Here is a 16119-nt window from a genome sequence, read left to right as displayed (position 1 = left end):
AAACGATGGAAATCATTCTAGGCGTGGTCATGTTCACCGTGATCGTGCTGGTCCTGGTAAGCATCATCCTGTTTGCCAAGTCCAAGCTGGTCGCGGAAGGGGATGTGACTATCAGCATCAACGACGATCCCGAAAAGGCGATCACCTCCGGTGCCGGCGTCAAGCTGCTGGGCGCCCTGGCGGCCAACGGTATCTTCGTCTCTTCTGCCTGTGGTGGCGGTGGTTCCTGTGGCCAGTGCCGGGTACGCGTACTCGAGGGGGGCGGTGAAATCCTGCCCACCGAGCTGGATCACATCTCCAAGGGCGAAGCCCGCCACGGCGAGCGTCTGTCCTGCCAGGTGAACGTCAAGCAGGACATGAAGATCGAGCTGCCGGAAGAAGTGTTCGGCATCAAGAAGTGGGACTGTGAGGTTATCTCCAACGATAACAAGGCCACCTTCATCAAGGAGCTCAAGCTCAAGATCCCCAACGGCGAAAGCGTGCCTTTCCGTGCCGGTGGCTACATCCAGATCGAGGCGCCGCCCCATCACGTCAAGTACAAGGACTTCGACGTGCCCGAGGAATACCGGGAAGACTGGGACAAGTTCAAGATCTTCGAGCTGGAGTCCAAGGTAGACGAGGAAACCATCCGCGCCTACTCCATGGCCAACTACCCGGAAGAAGAAGGCATCATCATGCTGAACGTGCGGATAGCAACCCCGCCGCCCAGCAACTGGAGCGCGCCTCCCGGCAAGATGTCCTCCTACATCTGGTCGCTGAAGGCCGGCGACAAGGCCACCATTTCCGGTCCCTTCGGCGAATTCTTCGCCAAGGACACCGATGCCGAGATGGTGTTCATCGGTGGTGGCGCCGGCATGGCGCCGATGCGTTCGCACATCTTCGACCAGCTCAAGCGCCTGAACTCCAAGCGCAAGATCAGCTTCTGGTACGGCGCCCGTTCCAAGCGTGAGATGTTCTACGTGGAAGACTTCGACGGCCTGCAGGAGCAGTTCGACAACTTCCAATGGCACGTGGCCCTGAGTGATCCCCAGCCCGGCGACAACTGGACCGGCTACACCGGTTTCATCCACAACGTGCTGTACGAGAACTACCTGCGCGATCACGATGCGCCCGAGGATTGCGAGTACTACATGTGTGGTCCGCCCGTGATGAACGCGGCCGTGATCAACATGCTCAAGAACCTGGGCGTGGAAGACGACAACATCCTGCTGGATGACTTTGGTGGTTAAACAATAGTGGTTAAACACTGATGAAACTTCCCGTGATCAACTGGCTGGCCCCCCTGGGGCTGGCCTTTTTATTGGCGGCCTGCCAGCCGGCGGCGACCGAAAGGCCGCAGCTGCACCTGACCGGCGATACCATGGGCACCTACTATTCGGTGAAGATAGTGGCGGCCGATGAAGCCCGGGCCCAGGAACTACAAAGCGAGATCGACCGCCGGCTGGAGCGGGTCAACGAGCAGATGTCGACCTACCGGGAAGACTCGGAGCTGAGCCGGTTTAACCGGTATCGCGGCAGCGATCCCGTGCGGGTCTCGGCAGACACCGCCAAGGTGGTGACCGCGTCCCTGCAGCTGGGGCGGCTGAGCGACGGCGCCCTGGACGTGACGGTGGGCCCTCTGGTCAACCTGTGGGGCTTCGGGCCCGATGCCCGGCCGGAGCGGATCCCGAGCGACGAGCAACTGGCGCAGATCCGCTCGCGCATCGGGCTCGAGTACCTGGCCGTCACCGTCGACGCCGGAGGCGAATACCTGCAGAAGACGCTGCCCGAGCTCTATGTGGATCTGTCGGCCATCGCCAAGGGCTTTGGGGTGGATGTGGTGTCCGAGTACCTGGCGGAAGAAGGACTGACCGATCACCTGGTGGAGATCGGCGGCGAGGTCAGGGTCAGCGGGCTCAATGCCAAGGGGCAGCCCTGGCGCATCGCGGTGGAAAAACCGGGGCCGGGCACCGGTTCGGTGCAGCAGGTGATCGCGCTCGGCAACAGCAGCGTGGCCACCTCCGGTGACTACCGCAACTATTACGAGCTGGACGGGGAACGGCTGTCCCACAGCATAGACCCGGCCACCGGCAAGCCCATTACCCACCGGCTGGCGTCGGTGACAGTGGTGCATCCCTCCTGTATGATCGCGGATGGGTTGGCGACGGCGCTGACGGTGATGGGCACCGACAAGGCGCTCGCCTTCGCGGAGCAACACCGGCTGGCCATCTATCTGCTCACCAAGACCGAAGAAGGCTTCCGGGTGGACATGTCCAGCGCCTTCAAGAAGTATTTAAGAGGTTGATATGCTGTATTTCGTCATTACGCTCGCGGTGTTTGCCCTGGTGTTTGCCGCCATGGCCATCGGCTATATCCTCCAGCGCAAGACCATTTCGGGATCCTGTGGCGGCCTGGGTAGTATCGGCGTGGAAAAGGCCTGTGACTGTCCCGACCCCTGCGACAACCGCAAGAAGAAAATGGCCAAGGAAGAAGCCCGCCGCAAGATGCTGGAAGAACACCGCATCATCTGACCGAAGCTGGAAGCCGTAAGCTGGAAGCGATAAACTGCCCGAGTGGCCTGCGATCCTGGCTTACGGCTTTTAGCTGACAGCGTGATTTGCTGTATAAAATCAAAGGCCGTAGTTTGGGTAAGCATTCTTATCTTCCACCATGCTCGGGCTGCTTCCCGCTTCCAACATTCCGCGTTAATATCTGGTTACTGTTTATTTATCCAGTTTGGTCATGCGCAAGATCATCCACGTCGATATGGACTGCTTTTTCGCCGCGGTGGAAATGCGCGCCCATCCCGAGTGGCGGGATATCCCCCTGGCCATCGGTGGCAGTGCCAGCCGGCGCGGGGTGATCGCGACCTGCAACTACCCGGCCCGGGCCTTCGGCGTGCGTTCGGCCATGGCCAGCCACCAGGCGCTCAAGCTCTGCCCGGGACTGCTGCTGATCCCCGGCAACATGGCCGAATACAAGCAGGTTTCCCGCCAGATCCGCGAGATCTTCCATCGCTATACCGACCTGGTCGAGCCCCTGTCCCTGGACGAAGCCTACCTCGACGTGACCGACAGCCCCTGGTTCGGCGGCAGCGCCACCCTGATCGCCCGGGATATCCGCCGGGCCATCCGGGAAGAGCTGCAACTGACCGCCTCTGCCGGGGTGGCGCCCAACAAGTTCCTGGCCAAGATCGCCTCGGAAGAGAACAAGCCGGACGGGCTCTTCGTGCTGCCGCCGGAGCTGGTCGAAGACTTCGTGCATCGGCTGCCCCTGGCCAAGATCCCCGGCGTCGGGCGCAAGACGGCGGAGAAGCTGTCGGCCCTGGGGCTGGAAAGCTGCGGTCAGCTGGCGGCGGTGGGCGAGGCCGAACTGGTGCGCCGCTTCGGCAAGTTCGGCCGACTGTTGTGGCAGCGGGCCAGGGGCATCGACGAACGACCGGTGCAGACACAATGGGTGCGCAAATCGGTGGGGGTGGAGACCACCCTGGCCGAGGATCTGCACCAGTCGGAGCAGGGATTGCAGGTGCTGGCCAGGCTCTGGCCGGAGCTGATCCGGCGGCTGGACGGCAGACCGGTGTGCGGTCTGTGCATCAAACTCAAGTTCAGCGATTTCGAGCAGACCACGCTCTCAAGGCGCACTCACGCGGCCGAGCTGGACTCGGCACTGAGGCTCTGTGAACGGGCCTGGGAGCGTGCCGAAGGCAGGGGCGTCCGGCTGGTAGGAGTGAGCGTGGAGCTGGCCGACAACAGCCAGGGCGTTCAGCTGGGGTTTGACTGGTAGCCCTTGCCGGGGCTCAATAGGCAGCTTGCGTCAATCATTCGGCTATCGTATTCACGCCTCACTGTCCCTTGAGATGATCTTCCTCCACGAACTGCCAGCCGTGGTTGGCGCTGGGGGAGGCCGGCGGCGGCAGGCTGGCGGACTCAGCGGAGGATACCGGCCCCAGCTCTATCGCCGGGCTGTGCCGGCCGTCGTCCGGGGCGGCCTGGTTCAATTGGGCCGCTTGTTCGTGGCGGCGATCGTTCTGGATGCCGGGGGCCAGCTTGCGGGTTTCGTCCAGCACTTCCCGGCCGAAGTCCACCATCCGGTTCAGCAGGTTGTCGGCCATGGCCGGCGCCGTCAGCAAGGACAGCAACAGACACAAGGAGGCGTATTTCATGGCGTCTTCCTCTACTCGGGGTCCTGGCCAAGAGCATAAGCCAATTTGTCCTCCTTGCCTACCGGAGACGCCATGGCTGGGTCCGATGCTGACGTTTAGCGCTCGTCGGCCTCCGGGATCTGCCTGAGCACCCGCACCAGCAGTTGCCAGAAGCGGGACACCGCTTCGATATGCACCCGCTCGTCCGGGGAGTGGGCGCCTTGAATGGTTGGGCCGAACGACACCATGTCCCACTCCGGATAGACCGCCTTGAACAGGCCGCACTCGAGGCCGGCATGGATCACCTTGACCGCCGGCTGCGCTCCGAACAGGGCCTGGTGGGTATCGAGCAGCAGTTTCATGACGGCGGAGTCGGGATCCGGCTGCCAGCCCGGGTAGCCGCCATCGAAACGGCACTCGGCCCCGGCCAGGCGGAATACCGCCGCCGTCATCTCCGCCACCCTGTCCCGCTCGGCATCGTTCAGGGAGCGGATCAGGCACTGGAGGTAGACCTGATCCCCTTCCGTCTTGATTACCCCCAGGTTGGTGGAGCTCTGCACCACTTCGGCCAGGGTCCGGCTCATGGCCATCACCCCGTGGGGGCAGGCGAGCAGGGCTGCGACCAGGCGCTGCTGCATGTCCGGGCTCATCACCCGCGGCGGCAGCTCGGCGGGCTCCAGCGCCAGGCGGATAAAGTCGTCGACCCCGGCGAATTCGACGGCGTACTGGCGGCGATGGCGGTCGAGCAGGGCCTGTACCCTGTCCAGTTCGGCGACGGGCAGGGTCAGCAGGGCCCAGGCTTCCCGGGCGATGGCATTGCGCAGGGTGCCGCCGTGCAGCTCCGCCAGCCGGACCTGGCCGTGCCGGCCGATATCGTGCAGCAGCTCCGCCAGCAGCTTGTTGGCGCTGGCCCGGCCCTGGTGAATATTGATGCCGGAGTGGCCGCCACGCAGGCCGGTGATGGCCAGGCGTACCGCCTGGTGCCCGGCGGGGACGGGCTCGGCCTGGTAGGGCAGGGTGATGTTGGCATCCACCCCGCCGGCGCAGCCCATGTAGACGTCGCCGTCCTGCTCCGAGTCGGTATTGAGCAGGATCTCGCCCCGCAACAGACCGGGCTCCAGGCCGAAGGCGCCGGTCATGCCGCTTTCCTCGTCGATGGTCAACAGCACCTCCAAGGGGCCGTGCTGCACCTCGTCGTCGGCCAGCACCGCCAGGCAGGCGGCCAGGCCGATGCCGTTGTCGGCGCCCAGGGTGGTGCCGCGGGCGCGGACCCAGTCGCCGTCGATCCAGGGCTGGATCGGATCCCGGGTAAAATCATGGGCGCTGTCGGCGTTGGCCTGGGGCACCATGTCCATATGGGCTTGCAATATGACGCCCTTGCGCCCTGCCATGCCTGCGGTGGCGGCCTTGCGGATGACGAGGTTGCCGACCCTGTCCTGGATCACGTCGAGTTCCCGCGCCCGCGCCCAGTCAATGATCCACTGGCGCAGGGCCGCCTCATGGCCGGAAGGATGGGGAATGCTGCAGAGGGTGTCGAAAAACTGCCACAGCAGGGCAGGGGAAAGGCTGCGGATCTCGCTCATGAGGTACCTGGCTTCAGACATCGGTGGGAGAAAGCCGATAGCTTACTCCCCCACCGCGGTCCTTATCCATCACTTCACTACTTTGCATGGTTTTTGTGCTTGTTGATTCAAATTTTCATTTATTTTTGGTTTAACTATCTGATTTTACGCCTTGAACATATTCACTTCGTCTGACAGCTTGCGCCCCAGGCCGGACAGGGCCTCACCGGCACTGTCGGTCTCCTGGGTCTTCAGGCGGGCCTCCTCCGCCAGTTCGCTCAGCCGGCCCAGGTTGCGGCTCATCTCTTCGGTGGTCTGCCGCTGCTGTTCGGCGGCGGTGGCGATATGGCTGTTCATGTCGTTGATAAGCCGCATGCGTTCGCTGATGGCGGCCAGGGCGTCGCCAGCCTGATCGGCGGTGCCCTGGGTGTCCTTCGCCTGCTGCATCAGGCCGTTCATATGGGCCACGGTGTCACTGGCTTCGGACTGCAGCCGCTGGATGATGTCCTGGATCTCGTCGGTCGAGCGCTGGGTGCGGGTGGCGAGGCTGCGTACTTCGTCGGCCACCACCGCGAAACCGCGGCCCTGCTCCCCGGCCCGGGCCGCCTCGATGGCGGCATTCAGCGCCAGCAGGTTGGTCTGCTCGGCGATGGCGCTGATCACCTCCAGCACCTTGCCGATGTCCTGGGCCCGCTCGGCCAGGGTGGCCAGGCGATGCTGGGCCGAGGTGAGCTCGGCCACCAGGCCGGCCGCCACCTGGCGGGTCTGGGCCACCTTGCCGCTGCCGTCCCGGGCGGCCTCGGCCGAGGCATGGCTGGCCGAGGCCGCCTGCTCCGCCGACCTGGCCACTTCCTGGCTGGTGGTCAGCATTTGCTGCATGGCGGCGGCGACCTTCTCGGTTTCGGCCGACTGCTGCTCGGAAAGACCGCGGTTGTGGCGCACTATGTCGGACAGGCGGCCGGCGGCGGCATTCACCTCCTGGCTGATGGGAGAGAGCTGGCGGATGGTGACGGCCAGCCGCGAGCAGAACTGGTTGAAGCTTCGGCTGAGCTGGGCCACTTCGTCCTGGCCGCGTTCGTCCAGCCGCCGGCGCAGGTCTGCTTCGCCGTGAGAGATGTCGCGCAGGGCCCGCACCGTGTCACCCATCGGGTGCAGTATGCTGCGGATCAGGGCTATCGCCACCAGCACCGCCAGGGTACCGAGCCCCAGCACCACCGGTGTTACCTTGGCGACGGTGGCCATCAGCTGGCCGTGCACGTCGTCGATATAGATGCCGGTGCCGATGATCCAGCCCCAGGGGGCAAACAGCTCCACGTAAGAAACCTTTTCCACCGGCTCGGTCAGGCCCGGCTTGGGCCAGAGATAGTGGACGAAGCCGGCGCCACCCGCCTTGACCTGCTCCACCATCTCGATGAACAGCGCCTTGCCGTTGGGATCCTTGAAGCCGCTCAGATCCTCGCCGTTGAGTTTGGGCTGCATCGGATGCTGGATCATGCGTGGATGGCTGTCGTTGATCCAGAAATAATCGTTGTTGCCGTAGCGCAGCTCGGCGATGGCGGCCAGGGCCTGCTGGCGGGCCTCGGCCTCGGGCAACAGCCCCTGTTGCTGACGCTGGTGATAGAAACCGGCCAGGCTGACCACCGACTGCACCTGGCGCATGGCCTGGGTGCGCTTTTCTTCCACCAGGCCCTGGTAGAACAGCCACAGCATCATCAGGGTGACCGCCAGGATGCCGACGGAGAGCAGCAGCAGGTTGAGATAGAGCCGTTTGGCAATAGAGAGCGAGCGCAGTAGTTTCACGTCCTATGTTCCTCTGTGGTTATCCTCAGCCGGGGGCGGCCAGATTGTCCATACTAAATCAATGGCGAAAGCGTTGCGGCTGACCGAGGTCAAAAGTGAGAGCTTTCCGGCAAATCTTTCAGGTACATGGCCCTTCGTGGGAAGCAGCGCTGGCTGCCATTCGACAGATCCGCGGATGAAGGCATGGTGTGAGCCGCTCGATGACGCCGTCCCCGCGGCTCGGCAGGCGCCACTTCCCCCCTTTTTCGGTTTCAGTCGCGTAGCGAATGCCAGCCGTCGAGCGTCATCTCGCGCTCCTCGCCAAGATCGCAGTGATCGAAGAGCATCGTATGAAACCCATTATCCATACTGTTAACCGTCGGCCTCGTCAAGCTGAAACGATTTAGCGGTCGGCAGCCTAACCGTAACCGGTGACAAAATGAAGGCATTACGATGACATTTGCAATACGGGGTTTCGGCCGATACTGCCAAGGCGTTCTCGCCTTGATCATTCCGGATAATGCTGCACTGGAGGCAGGCAGACCGGTGCCAGGCAGGCGTGGATGAGGTCCTGAGGTGTCTGTGCTCCGCCGGTAATAAAAAGTTGTAACGCTGGTCAAGAATGGGCGCTATCTCTATAATGCGGCCATTGTTTGGTCGTCATCCGGTCGATACCGGCACCAAGGCAGGGGCGCTTAGTGGGGCTGCCGCTTGCCGGGTACCACGGCGGACGACGGTGGCCAACCTGTCTCGAAAGCCAACATCCAAAGGTTCTGTTTATGTCCAACAAATTCGTCGTCACCTGGGATTCATTTCAGCGCGAAGCGCGCAAGTTGGCCCAGCGTCAGCTTCCCGCCAGCCAGTGGAAGGGCATCATAGCGGTAAGCCGCGGTGGCCTGGTGCCGGCCGCCATCATGGCCCGGGAGCTGGGCATCCGCCATGTCGATACCCTCTGCATTTCCAGCTACGAGCACGACCAGCAGCGTACCGACCTGCAGGTGCTCAAGCAGGTATCCGGGGACGGCGAAGGCTTCCTGATCGTCGACGATCTGGTGGATACCGGCAATACCGCCCGGGTGATCCGCGAACTCTATCCCAAGGCCAAGTTCATCACCGTGTTCGCCAAGCCCAAGGGCGAGCCGCTGGTCGATGACTTCGAGGTGCGGGTCGGCCAGGACACCTGGATAGAGCAGCCCTGGGACATGAGCGTGACCTTTGTACCGCCGCTGTGTGAACAGGACAACGACTGATCACGAACCAAAAGGCTCCCCGGGGAGCCTTTTTGTTTGTTATCAGTATGCCGAGGACTCAATCATGGCGGAGCAAGATCAGACACTGAGCGAACGTCTGTTCACCCGGGTGGAGCAGGTGCGGGAAACCTCCACCATTTCCTTTGCGGGAAGGCGTAATGACGCCTCGGCGCAGATTGCCCCCTATGTGGACGGCGCCCACCTGCCCGGTTTCTACCGGCTGCAGAAGCGCGCCTTCTGGCGCTGGCAGGGCACCGACAGTATCGAAATCGAATCGACCCTGGCCCGCATCGCGGTGGCTGCCGGGCCGCGCAGCGTGGAGCAGTGGCTGGACACGGTGAGCGAGTACAAGAGCGGCAACTGGGTGTTCGAGTGGAGCCAGCTGGGCGCCGGGGCCTACCAGGCGGGCATGGCCCTGGTGGCCGCCGAGCCGGCGCGGGCACGGCAAAAGCTGCTGGCGGCGGCACGCTATTTTTCCCTGGCGAGCTACCCCCACCTCAAGGGCGACGTGCTCAGCCTGCAGGCCCAGTTGCTGGCCAACCAGGCCTACCGCCAGGCCGGGCAACTACTGCCGGTGCCGCTCAAGGAGCTGCGCATCCCATACAACGGCAAGGAAGTGCAGGGCTACCTGCACCTGCCGCGCCAGGACAAGGCGCTGCCCCTGGTGATCGTCAGCGGTAGCCTGGACAGCCTGCAACTCGATTTCTGGCGTTTCTATGAGGAATACCTGGCGCCTGCGGGTATCGCCATGCTGACGGTGGACATGCCGGGCATCGGCTATTCCTCCCACTGGCCGCTGGTGCAGGACAGCAGCCGGCTGCACCAGGCGGTGCTGGATTATGTGCCCCGGATCCCCTGGGTGGACGAGCGCCGGGTCGGGGTGCTGGGGGTGCGCATGGGCGGTAACGTGGCGGCCAGGCTGGCCTTTCTCGAACCGTTCAAGCTGCGTACCGTGATCAGCATCGCCGGTGCCGCCAACCTGTTCTTTACCGACCGCGAGCGCTTCATGCAGACCCCGGCCATGCTCAGGGATACCATTGCCAACCGCATGGGGGTGCGCAGCAACGACTGGGAACAGCTGTTTCACCATTGCCGGGGATTCTCCCTGAAGACCCAGGGCCTGATGGGCCACAGGACCACGGTGCCGTTGCTCAGCATCGGCCACAAGCGGGATTTCATCTGTCCCGAGCAGGATATCCAGGCCCTGGCGGCCTCCAGCCGGGGCGGCCAGGCCCTGGTGCTGGACAAGCTGCCGCTGTTCGAGGTGTATGGCCGGGCCCTGGCCAAGGCGCGGGACTGGCTGCAGGTCCATTTGTAGTGCCGGGAGGCGGGCGGTGTTTTTTAAGGGCCGGCCCAGGGCCGGCCTTTACCCTGAAGCGAAAAAACGTTACATATAGGCAAGTTAACAGGGAGGCTGCATGACCACTGACAAGGTTACTCATCACAAGCTGGTGCGCAAGCTCGCCGCCATAGGCCCCTATCTGCGGGAGCCCATGTCGAGCGAGACGGTGTATTTCTTCGACTGCCTGGCAGTCTGTGCCAGTGCCAAGGCGGCGCCCGAGAAGCGCGAGTTCTGGGGCTGGTGGCTGACCTTGACCACCGAGGACCAGCAGCTCTTCGAGTTTTATTACCAGCTCGGCTTCTATGATGCGGCCGGGCAATGGCAGCCCCAGGCGTTGCCGAAAAAACACGAAGAAGAAGTGGTGCGTACCCTGCGGGATTTCTACGACAAGTTGGGGCTATGCATGGAAAGTCTTTCGCTCAGTATCCGACCGTCCCCCTCCCTGGGAGAAAAGCATCTGCTGAGCGCGGCCTGAGGGACGCGCCATCGTGACGGCCCTTGCCCCCGGGCAAGGGCCGGGCTGTCATTTCTTTTCATTACTTTGCCGGCGATGCCGGCATTGCTGTTACTAAGGAGCCGCAGGGCGTTCCATGAAAGGCAAGACCATAGTCGTAAAACTGGGCACCAGTGTGCTGACCGGCGGGACCCGCCATCTGGACAGGGCGCACATGGTGGAGCTGGTGCGCCAGTGCGCCAGCCTGCACCGGGCCGGCCACCAGATCATCGTCGTCACCTCGGCGGCCATCGCCGCCGGCCGCGAGCACCTGGGCTTTCCCGAGCTGGCCGGCACCATGGCCAACAAGCAGATGCTGGCGGCGGTGGGGCAGACCCAGCTGATCCAGAGCTGGCAGTCGCTGTTCAATATCTACGGCCTGCACGTGGGGCAGATCCTGCTGACCCGGGCCGATCTGGAAGACCGCGAGCGCTACCTCAACGCCCGGGATACCCTGCGCGCCCTGCTTGCCAACCGCATCATTCCGGTGATCAACGAAAACGACGCCGTGGCCACCAACGAGATCAAGGTGGGCGACAACGACAACCTGTCGGCCCGGGCCGCCATCCTGGCGGAGGCGGATCTGCTGATCCTGCTGACCGATCAGAAGGGTCTGTTCACCGCCGATCCGCGCCATGATCCCAAGGCGCAGCTGATCGAGGAAGTACAGACCATCGACGACACCCTGCGCAAACTCGCCGGCGGCAGCATCAGCGGCCTGGGCACCGGCGGCATGGCCACCAAGCTGCAGGCGGCGGACGTGGCCCGACGGGCCGGTATCGACGTGGTGATCGCCACCGGCCAGGTACCGGAAGTGATCGGCCGGCTGGCCGAGGGCGACCGCATCGGCACCCGTTTCCCGGCCCTGGCCACCCCGCTGGAAAGCCGCAAGCGCTGGATCCTGGCCGGGCCCCCTCCCCACGGCGAAATCCATATCGACGCCGGCGCGGTCAACGCCGTCAAGGACAAGGGCTCCAGCCTGCTGCCCAAGGGCATAGTGCGGGTGGAAGGGCGCTTTCGCCGGGGCGAGGCGGTGCGTATCGTCAATCCGGAAGGCCGCGAGCTGGCCCGGGGCATCTGCCGCTACGATGCCCTCGATCTGAACCGTATTAAAGGACAACATTCGGAGCAAATTGAGTCTCTTTTGGGTTATGGCTATGGCAGCGTGGCCATCCATCGGGATGATCTGGTGCTCTTGTAGGAGATGACTATGAACCTGGAACAAATGGGCCAGGCGGCCCGCGACGCCGCCTTTATCCTGGCCGAAACCCCGACCGCGGCCAAGAACGCCGCCCTGCTGGCGATGGCCGAGGCCCTGGAAGCGGGCACCGACGCCATACTGGCGGCCAACGAAAAAGATCTGCAGGCTGCCCGGGAAAACGGCATCAACGAGGCCATGCTGGATCGGCTGATGCTGAACCCGGCCCGGCTCAAGGCCATCGCCGACGACGTGCGCAACGTGGTCCGGCTGCCGGATCCGGTGGGTGCCGAGCTGGAGTCCCGGGTGCTGGAAAACGGCATGCGGTTGTCGCGCCGGCGGGTGCCGCTCGGGGTGGTGGGGGTGATTTACGAGGCCCGGCCCAACGTCACCATCGACATCGCCGCCCTCTGCCTCAAGACCGGCAACGCCAGCATACTGCGCGGCGGCCGGGAGACGTTCCATACCAACCAGGAGCTGGTCAAGGTGATCCGCCAGGCGCTGGCGGTGAGCCGGCTGCCGGAAGGCTGCGTGCAATACATCGGTGAGCCGGGCCGGGAGTGGGTGAGCGGCCTGCTCCGGCTCGACAAGTACGTGGACATGATCATTCCCCGCGGCGGTCCCGGCCTGCACCAGCTGTGCAAGGAGCAGTCCACCATTCCGGTGATCATCGGCGGCTTCGGCATCAGCCACACCTTCGTGGACGAGAGCGCCGACCTGGTGCGCGCCATCGAGGTGATCGACAACGCCAAGACCCACAGGCCGAGCGCCTGCAACGCCCTGGATACCCTGCTGGTACACCGGGCGGTGGCGGCCGAGCTGCTGCCTCGCCTGAGCGAGCGCATGGCCGAGAAAGGGGTGGAACTGGTGGCCGATGAGGAGGCCCAGGCCCTGCTGCAGTCCGGCGCCGCCAAGGTGCGGCCTGCCGCCGACGGGGATTTCGATACCGAGTGGCTGAGCCTGACCCTGGGGGTCAAGCTGGTGAGCGATGTGAGCGAGGCGCTGGCCCATCTGCGCGCCTACAACGCCAGCCATTCCGACGCCATCCTCACCAACAGCCTGGCCAGCGCCGAGCGCTTTATCAACGGCGCGCCCTCGGCGGCGGTGTACGTGAACGCCTCTACCCGCTTTACCGACGGCGCCCAGTTCGGCCTCGGCGCCGAGGTGGCGGTGTCCACCCAGAAGCTGCATGCCCGCGGCCCCATGGGGCTGGAAGAGCTGACCAGCTACAAGTGGATTGGTCAGGCGGATTACCTGATCCGCCAGTAACGGCTGCCCCGGCCCGGCCGGGGCGAGATTGAGAGGGGGATGTTATGCCATCCAAGCTGCTGGATGCCCTGCTGCTGGCGATGCCGCTGTCGCCGACGCTGGAGTCGTGGCGACAGCACCTGAAGTCCCGCCTGTGCTATCCGGTGCGGGGGGCGCAGACGCTGTTTATCGGTGAGCCGACCCTGGCCATCGTCTCCTTTCAGCACGACCGGGCGGAAGTGCTGCTGCCGGCCACGGAATGGCGCCATCACGACATTCACACCGCCAAGCCCCGCTTCCAGGGGGTGGTGGAGGAGCATAATGGCAGCCTGGAGCAATTGCTGGCGCTGGTGGAGGACACCATAGCGCTCCGGCTCAAGTCGTTCCGGGAATGCAGCAGCTGCGGCAAGCATTGTGCGCCCGAAATGCTCGGCTCCCTGCAGGGCGAGCCGGTGTGCCGGGACTGCATCAAGGGCCGGCGGGTATTGTTTTAAGTTCAGGGATTGGGGAGCTTATCCCGTCCTCAGCTCCTGATTTTCGCCAGCCATAACCTCAGGTACATGCCAGGCAGGGTGGTGAAGCCGGTGGTGGCATACTCGAGCTCGCCTTTACTTGCCACCATCAGGGTGGGGGTGGCCTTGATGCCGAGACGGCGGGCCAACTGGTTGTGCCCGTCGTTGACCACCGCAAAGTCGTAGCCGTGGTGGGCCATGTAGCCCGCCACCCGGGCGTCCGGGCCCGAGGCGATGGTGATGCTGAGCACGGGGTCGCCCACCAGGTCGACCATGGGGGAGATGAAGCGGCAGACCCCGCACCAACTGGCCCATACATAGATCAGCACCGGCTGTTCCCGGCTGAGCTCGGCCAGGTTGATGGTTTCCCCTTCCAGGGTGGCCAGGGGACCGAGTACCGCCAGCGCCGTCGGCATGTCCCGGTTGCGCCACAGATCCACCGCCGTCACCACCACCGCCAGCAACAGCAGATAACCGACGGCGGAGCGCAGTCGCTTTCGCCAGGGCCGGCTCATCGCCGCGCCTCGGCGAGGGCGTCCATCACCTGGTTGGTGGTCAGCAGCACGTCCAGCTCCCGGCCATCGGGCCGACCGGGACCGAACACCTGGTTGAAGGGGATGCCGGCCCGGCCGTGCTGGCGCAGGTAGTCGGTGATCATGCCGTCGGGGCGGGTCCAGTCGCCGCGCATCAGCACCAGATCCTCTTGCTGCAGGGCGCCGTAGACCGGCTCCCGCAACAGTACCCCTATCTTGTTGGCCTGGCAGGTGATGCACCAGTCGGCGGTGATGTCCACGAATACCCGCTTGCCCGCCGCTACCTCCCGCGCGATGCGGGCGGGATCCAGCGGTTGCCAGGCCAGTTCATCCTTGACCGGACTGACCCAGCGGGACTGGGTCAGCAGGGCCAGGCTGCCGCCCAGAGCGCCGAGCAGCAGCAGGCCGGCCAGGCCGAACAGGAGCCCCCGGGTACCATGGCGGTGCAGTAAAGACCACAGCGCCAACAGCGCCAGCAGGGCCAGCAGCGCCAGGCTGGCTGGCGTACCGATAGCGGGCCTGAGCAGGGACAGCAGCCACAGGCTGGTGGCCAGCAGCATCAGTCCGAACAGCCACTTCACCTTCAGCATCCAGGCTCCGGGTCTGGGCAGCAGCCGGATAAAGCCGGGGAACAGGGCCAGCAGCAGCCAGGGCAGGGCCATGCCCACTCCCAGGCCGGTGAAGATGGCGATCAGCACCAGGGGGGAAGAGGCCAGGGCCACCGCCACCGCCGTGCCCAGGAAGGGGGCGCTGCAGGGGGTGGCGAGCAGGGTGGCGAACATGCCCTGCAGCAGATGGCCGCTGCCACGGCCGGTGCGGGTGGCCAGCCAGGTACTCAGGCCCGAGGGCAGGTGCAGTTCGAACAGGCCGAACAGGTTGAGGGAGAACAGGGCGGTGACCATCAGCATGAAGCCGATAAACGCGGGCTGCTGGAACTGAATGCCCCAGCCGAGCTGGGCGCCGGACCAGGTCAGGGCCAGCATGAAACCGGCCAGCAACCAGAACGACAGCAGTATGCCGGCGGCGGACAGCAGCAGCGGACGGCGCACGTCGGCCCGGGAGCGGTGGCCCAGCAGCAGGCCGTTCAGCTTGAGCCCCAGCACCGGCAGCACACAGGGCATGATGTTGAGCACCAGGCCGCCGAGCAGGGCGTAGAGCAAGACCAGGGGCAGGGAAACCTGGGCGGCGACGGGCGGCGGCAGCACCCCGGCTTCTATCGGTCCGGCCAGCTCTTCCGCCAGGCCCTCGTCGGTGGCGGTGATCACCACCACCTGCTGGTTCAGATCCAGCTCGGGATCCCAACTGCCGACCTTGAAGCGGGCTTCCAGCCGTTCGCCTTCGATACTGAGCCGGGGCTGGCTGAAGATGCCGTTGTCCAGCTCGTCCACGAACACCGCCGGTTGCCGCCAGCCGCGGGGGTTGTGCAGGCTGACCGCCAACTGCTGTTGTGCCTTGTCCCACACCAGCCGCTGTGCCTTTACCAGGCTGGCGGGCCGGGGCACCCGGGATACCGCCTGTTGATAGCGGTGGTAGAGGGCCTCGTCGGCAACGACAACATCCGGGGCCAGATCCAGCTGCAGGTGATAGTCGGTGAGCACACAGATGGTGGTGCAGCTCGGCAGGGTGAGGGTGGCGTCGAGTCGCACCGGCAGGGAGCCGTCGGCCGGCGTCAGTTGCAGGGGAAAATCCACGTCCCGCCGGTAGCCCTGGGTTTCCACCCCGAGCAGGGTAAAGCGTTCGGGCAGGGGCCATCGCCAGTCCACGCCGAGCAGGTTGGCGGACGACTGCCAGTCCAGCCGGGGGGCGATGCCACCCTCGCCGGGGGAGCGCCAGTAGGTTTTCCAGTCGTCGGCCAGGCGCACCTGCAGCAGGGCCGGATAATGGTTGGCGGCGGCATCGAAGGGACCGGTCTGCACCAGCCGCACCTGTACCGGCGGGTGTTCGGGGGCCTGCAGCCAGCCGGTATCGGCGGCGAGCAAGGTGGGCTGCGGCAGGAGCAGCAGCAACAGCAAGGCAAGGATTCTGTTCACTAAGGGTCTCCGGTCGGTTAACGCAAGCTTACAAAAGAGCGGCGTCAATCGC

15 protein-coding genes are annotated in these 16119 nt (G+C 64.6%); 10 read left to right on the top strand and 5 right to left on the bottom strand.

Annotated elements, in window-relative coordinates:
• The first annotated feature begins 5 nt into the window (after positions 1 to 5).
• The 4 genes from nqrF to dinB all read left to right on the top strand — a co-directional run bounded on the left by nqrF (position 6) and on the right by dinB (position 3762).
• Positions 6 to 1229 carry an NADH:ubiquinone reductase (Na(+)-transporting) subunit F gene (nqrF, locus tag ACT7DK_RS14560; RefSeq protein ID WP_445400360.1) on the top strand — a complete coding sequence of 408 codons (1224 nt, stop codon included), beginning with the start codon at positions 6 to 8 and terminating at the stop codon, positions 1227 to 1229.
• A gap of 20 nt (positions 1230 to 1249) precedes the next feature.
• Entirely contained in the window at positions 1250 to 2284 is a 1035-nt protein-coding gene (locus ACT7DK_RS14555) for an FAD:protein FMN transferase (RefSeq protein ID WP_445400358.1), read from the top strand.
• 1 nt (position 2285) lies between these two features.
• Positions 2286 to 2510 (top strand): (Na+)-NQR maturation NqrM, encoded by a 225-nt coding sequence (gene nqrM / locus ACT7DK_RS14550; RefSeq protein WP_445400356.1) that lies wholly within the window; start codon positions 2286 to 2288, stop codon positions 2508 to 2510.
• 211 nt (positions 2511 to 2721) lie between these two features.
• Positions 2722 to 3762, top strand: coding sequence for a DNA polymerase IV (gene dinB / locus ACT7DK_RS14545; RefSeq protein ID WP_445400354.1), 1041 nt, complete (start codon positions 2722 to 2724; stop codon positions 3760 to 3762).
• 58 nt (positions 3763 to 3820) lie between these two features.
• Here the strand turns inward: dinB and ACT7DK_RS14540 are convergent, their stop codons facing one another.
• The 3 genes from ACT7DK_RS14540 to ACT7DK_RS14530 form a co-directional block, all read right to left on the bottom strand.
• Positions 3821 to 4141 (bottom strand): hypothetical protein, encoded by a 321-nt coding sequence (locus tag ACT7DK_RS14540; RefSeq protein ID WP_445400352.1) that lies wholly within the window; start codon positions 4139 to 4141, stop codon positions 3821 to 3823.
• 95 nt (positions 4142 to 4236) lie between these two features.
• A complete protein-coding gene (locus ACT7DK_RS14535; RefSeq protein WP_445400350.1) occupies positions 4237 to 5703 on the bottom strand; it encodes an aminoacyl-histidine dipeptidase in 1467 nt (488 codons plus the stop codon).
• A gap of 144 nt (positions 5704 to 5847) precedes the next feature.
• Complete coding sequence (locus ACT7DK_RS14530; RefSeq protein ID WP_445400348.1) at positions 5848 to 7482, bottom strand: methyl-accepting chemotaxis protein; 1635 nt, start codon at positions 7480 to 7482, stop codon at positions 5848 to 5850.
• Positions 7483 to 8240: 758 nt separating this feature from the next.
• Between ACT7DK_RS14530 and gpt the strand changes: the two genes are divergently transcribed.
• The 6 genes from gpt (at position 8241) to ACT7DK_RS14500 (ending at position 13486) form a co-directional block, all read left to right on the top strand.
• Positions 8241 to 8711 (top strand): xanthine phosphoribosyltransferase, encoded by a 471-nt coding sequence (gpt, locus tag ACT7DK_RS14525; protein ID WP_445400346.1) that lies wholly within the window; start codon positions 8241 to 8243, stop codon positions 8709 to 8711.
• Positions 8712 to 8772: 61 nt separating this feature from the next.
• Positions 8773 to 10029, top strand: coding sequence for an esterase FrsA (gene frsA, locus ACT7DK_RS14520; protein ID WP_445402368.1), 1257 nt, complete (start codon positions 8773 to 8775; stop codon positions 10027 to 10029).
• Between the two features lie 100 nt (positions 10030 to 10129).
• Positions 10130 to 10528 (top strand): sigma factor-binding protein Crl, encoded by a 399-nt coding sequence (gene crl / locus ACT7DK_RS14515; RefSeq protein WP_445400344.1) that lies wholly within the window; start codon positions 10130 to 10132, stop codon positions 10526 to 10528.
• Between the two features lie 115 nt (positions 10529 to 10643).
• Entirely contained in the window at positions 10644 to 11747 is a 1104-nt protein-coding gene (gene proB, locus ACT7DK_RS14510) for a glutamate 5-kinase (RefSeq protein ID WP_445400342.1), read from the top strand.
• Between the two features lie 9 nt (positions 11748 to 11756).
• On the top strand, positions 11757 to 13013 hold the full coding sequence (locus ACT7DK_RS14505) for a glutamate-5-semialdehyde dehydrogenase (RefSeq protein ID WP_445400340.1): 1257 nt from the start codon (positions 11757 to 11759) through the stop codon (positions 13011 to 13013).
• Positions 13014 to 13057: 44 nt separating this feature from the next.
• On the top strand, positions 13058 to 13486 hold the full coding sequence (locus tag ACT7DK_RS14500) for a hypothetical protein (RefSeq protein WP_445400338.1): 429 nt from the start codon (positions 13058 to 13060) through the stop codon (positions 13484 to 13486).
• A 29-nt stretch (positions 13487 to 13515) separates the two neighbouring features.
• Here the strand turns inward: ACT7DK_RS14500 and ACT7DK_RS14495 are convergent, their stop codons facing one another.
• Together ACT7DK_RS14495 and ACT7DK_RS14490 are read right to left on the bottom strand one after the other, a co-directional pair.
• Complete coding sequence (locus ACT7DK_RS14495) at positions 13516 to 14019, bottom strand: protein disulfide oxidoreductase (RefSeq protein WP_445400336.1); 504 nt, start codon at positions 14017 to 14019, stop codon at positions 13516 to 13518.
• Positions 14016 to 16067: a protein-disulfide reductase DsbD family protein gene (locus ACT7DK_RS14490; RefSeq protein ID WP_445400334.1), complete on the bottom strand. Its 2052-nt coding sequence runs from the start codon at positions 16065 to 16067 to the stop codon at positions 14016 to 14018. Before ACT7DK_RS14490 ends, ACT7DK_RS14495 begins: the two co-directional genes overlap by 4 nt.
• Positions 16068 to 16119 lie beyond the last annotated feature (52 nt).

This window comes from Zobellella sp. An-6 (assembly GCF_052487945.1).
The sequence above is the reverse complement of the archived record's forward strand: the minus strand, read 5'-3'. Positions and strand labels throughout refer to the sequence as shown.

Bases quoted from the DNA above. Each gene is read 5' to 3' on its own strand.
- nqrF (WP_445400360.1), top strand. From the start codon at position 6: ATGGAAATCATTCTAGGCGTGGTCATGTTCACCGTGATCGTGCTGGTC.
- ACT7DK_RS14555 (WP_445400358.1), top strand. From the start codon at position 1,250: ATGAAACTTCCCGTGATCAACTGGCTGGCCCCCCTGGGGCTGGCCTTT.
- nqrM (WP_445400356.1), top strand. From the start codon at position 2,286: ATGCTGTATTTCGTCATTACGCTCGCGGTGTTTGCCCTGGTGTTTGCC.
- dinB (WP_445400354.1), top strand. From the start codon at position 2,722: ATGCGCAAGATCATCCACGTCGATATGGACTGCTTTTTCGCCGCGGTG.
- ACT7DK_RS14540 (WP_445400352.1), bottom strand. From the start codon at position 4,141: ATGAAATACGCCTCCTTGTGTCTGTTGCTGTCCTTGCTGACGGCGCCG.
- ACT7DK_RS14535 (WP_445400350.1), bottom strand. From the start codon at position 5,703: ATGAGCGAGATCCGCAGCCTTTCCCCTGCCCTGCTGTGGCAGTTTTTC.
- gpt (WP_445400346.1), top strand. From the start codon at position 8,241: ATGTCCAACAAATTCGTCGTCACCTGGGATTCATTTCAGCGCGAAGCG.
- crl (WP_445400344.1), top strand. From the start codon at position 10,130: ATGACCACTGACAAGGTTACTCATCACAAGCTGGTGCGCAAGCTCGCC.
- proB (WP_445400342.1), top strand. From the start codon at position 10,644: ATGAAAGGCAAGACCATAGTCGTAAAACTGGGCACCAGTGTGCTGACC.
- ACT7DK_RS14505 (WP_445400340.1), top strand. From the start codon at position 11,757: ATGAACCTGGAACAAATGGGCCAGGCGGCCCGCGACGCCGCCTTTATC.
- ACT7DK_RS14500 (WP_445400338.1), top strand. From the start codon at position 13,058: ATGCCATCCAAGCTGCTGGATGCCCTGCTGCTGGCGATGCCGCTGTCG.
- ACT7DK_RS14495 (WP_445400336.1), bottom strand. From the start codon at position 14,019: ATGAGCCGGCCCTGGCGAAAGCGACTGCGCTCCGCCGTCGGTTATCTG.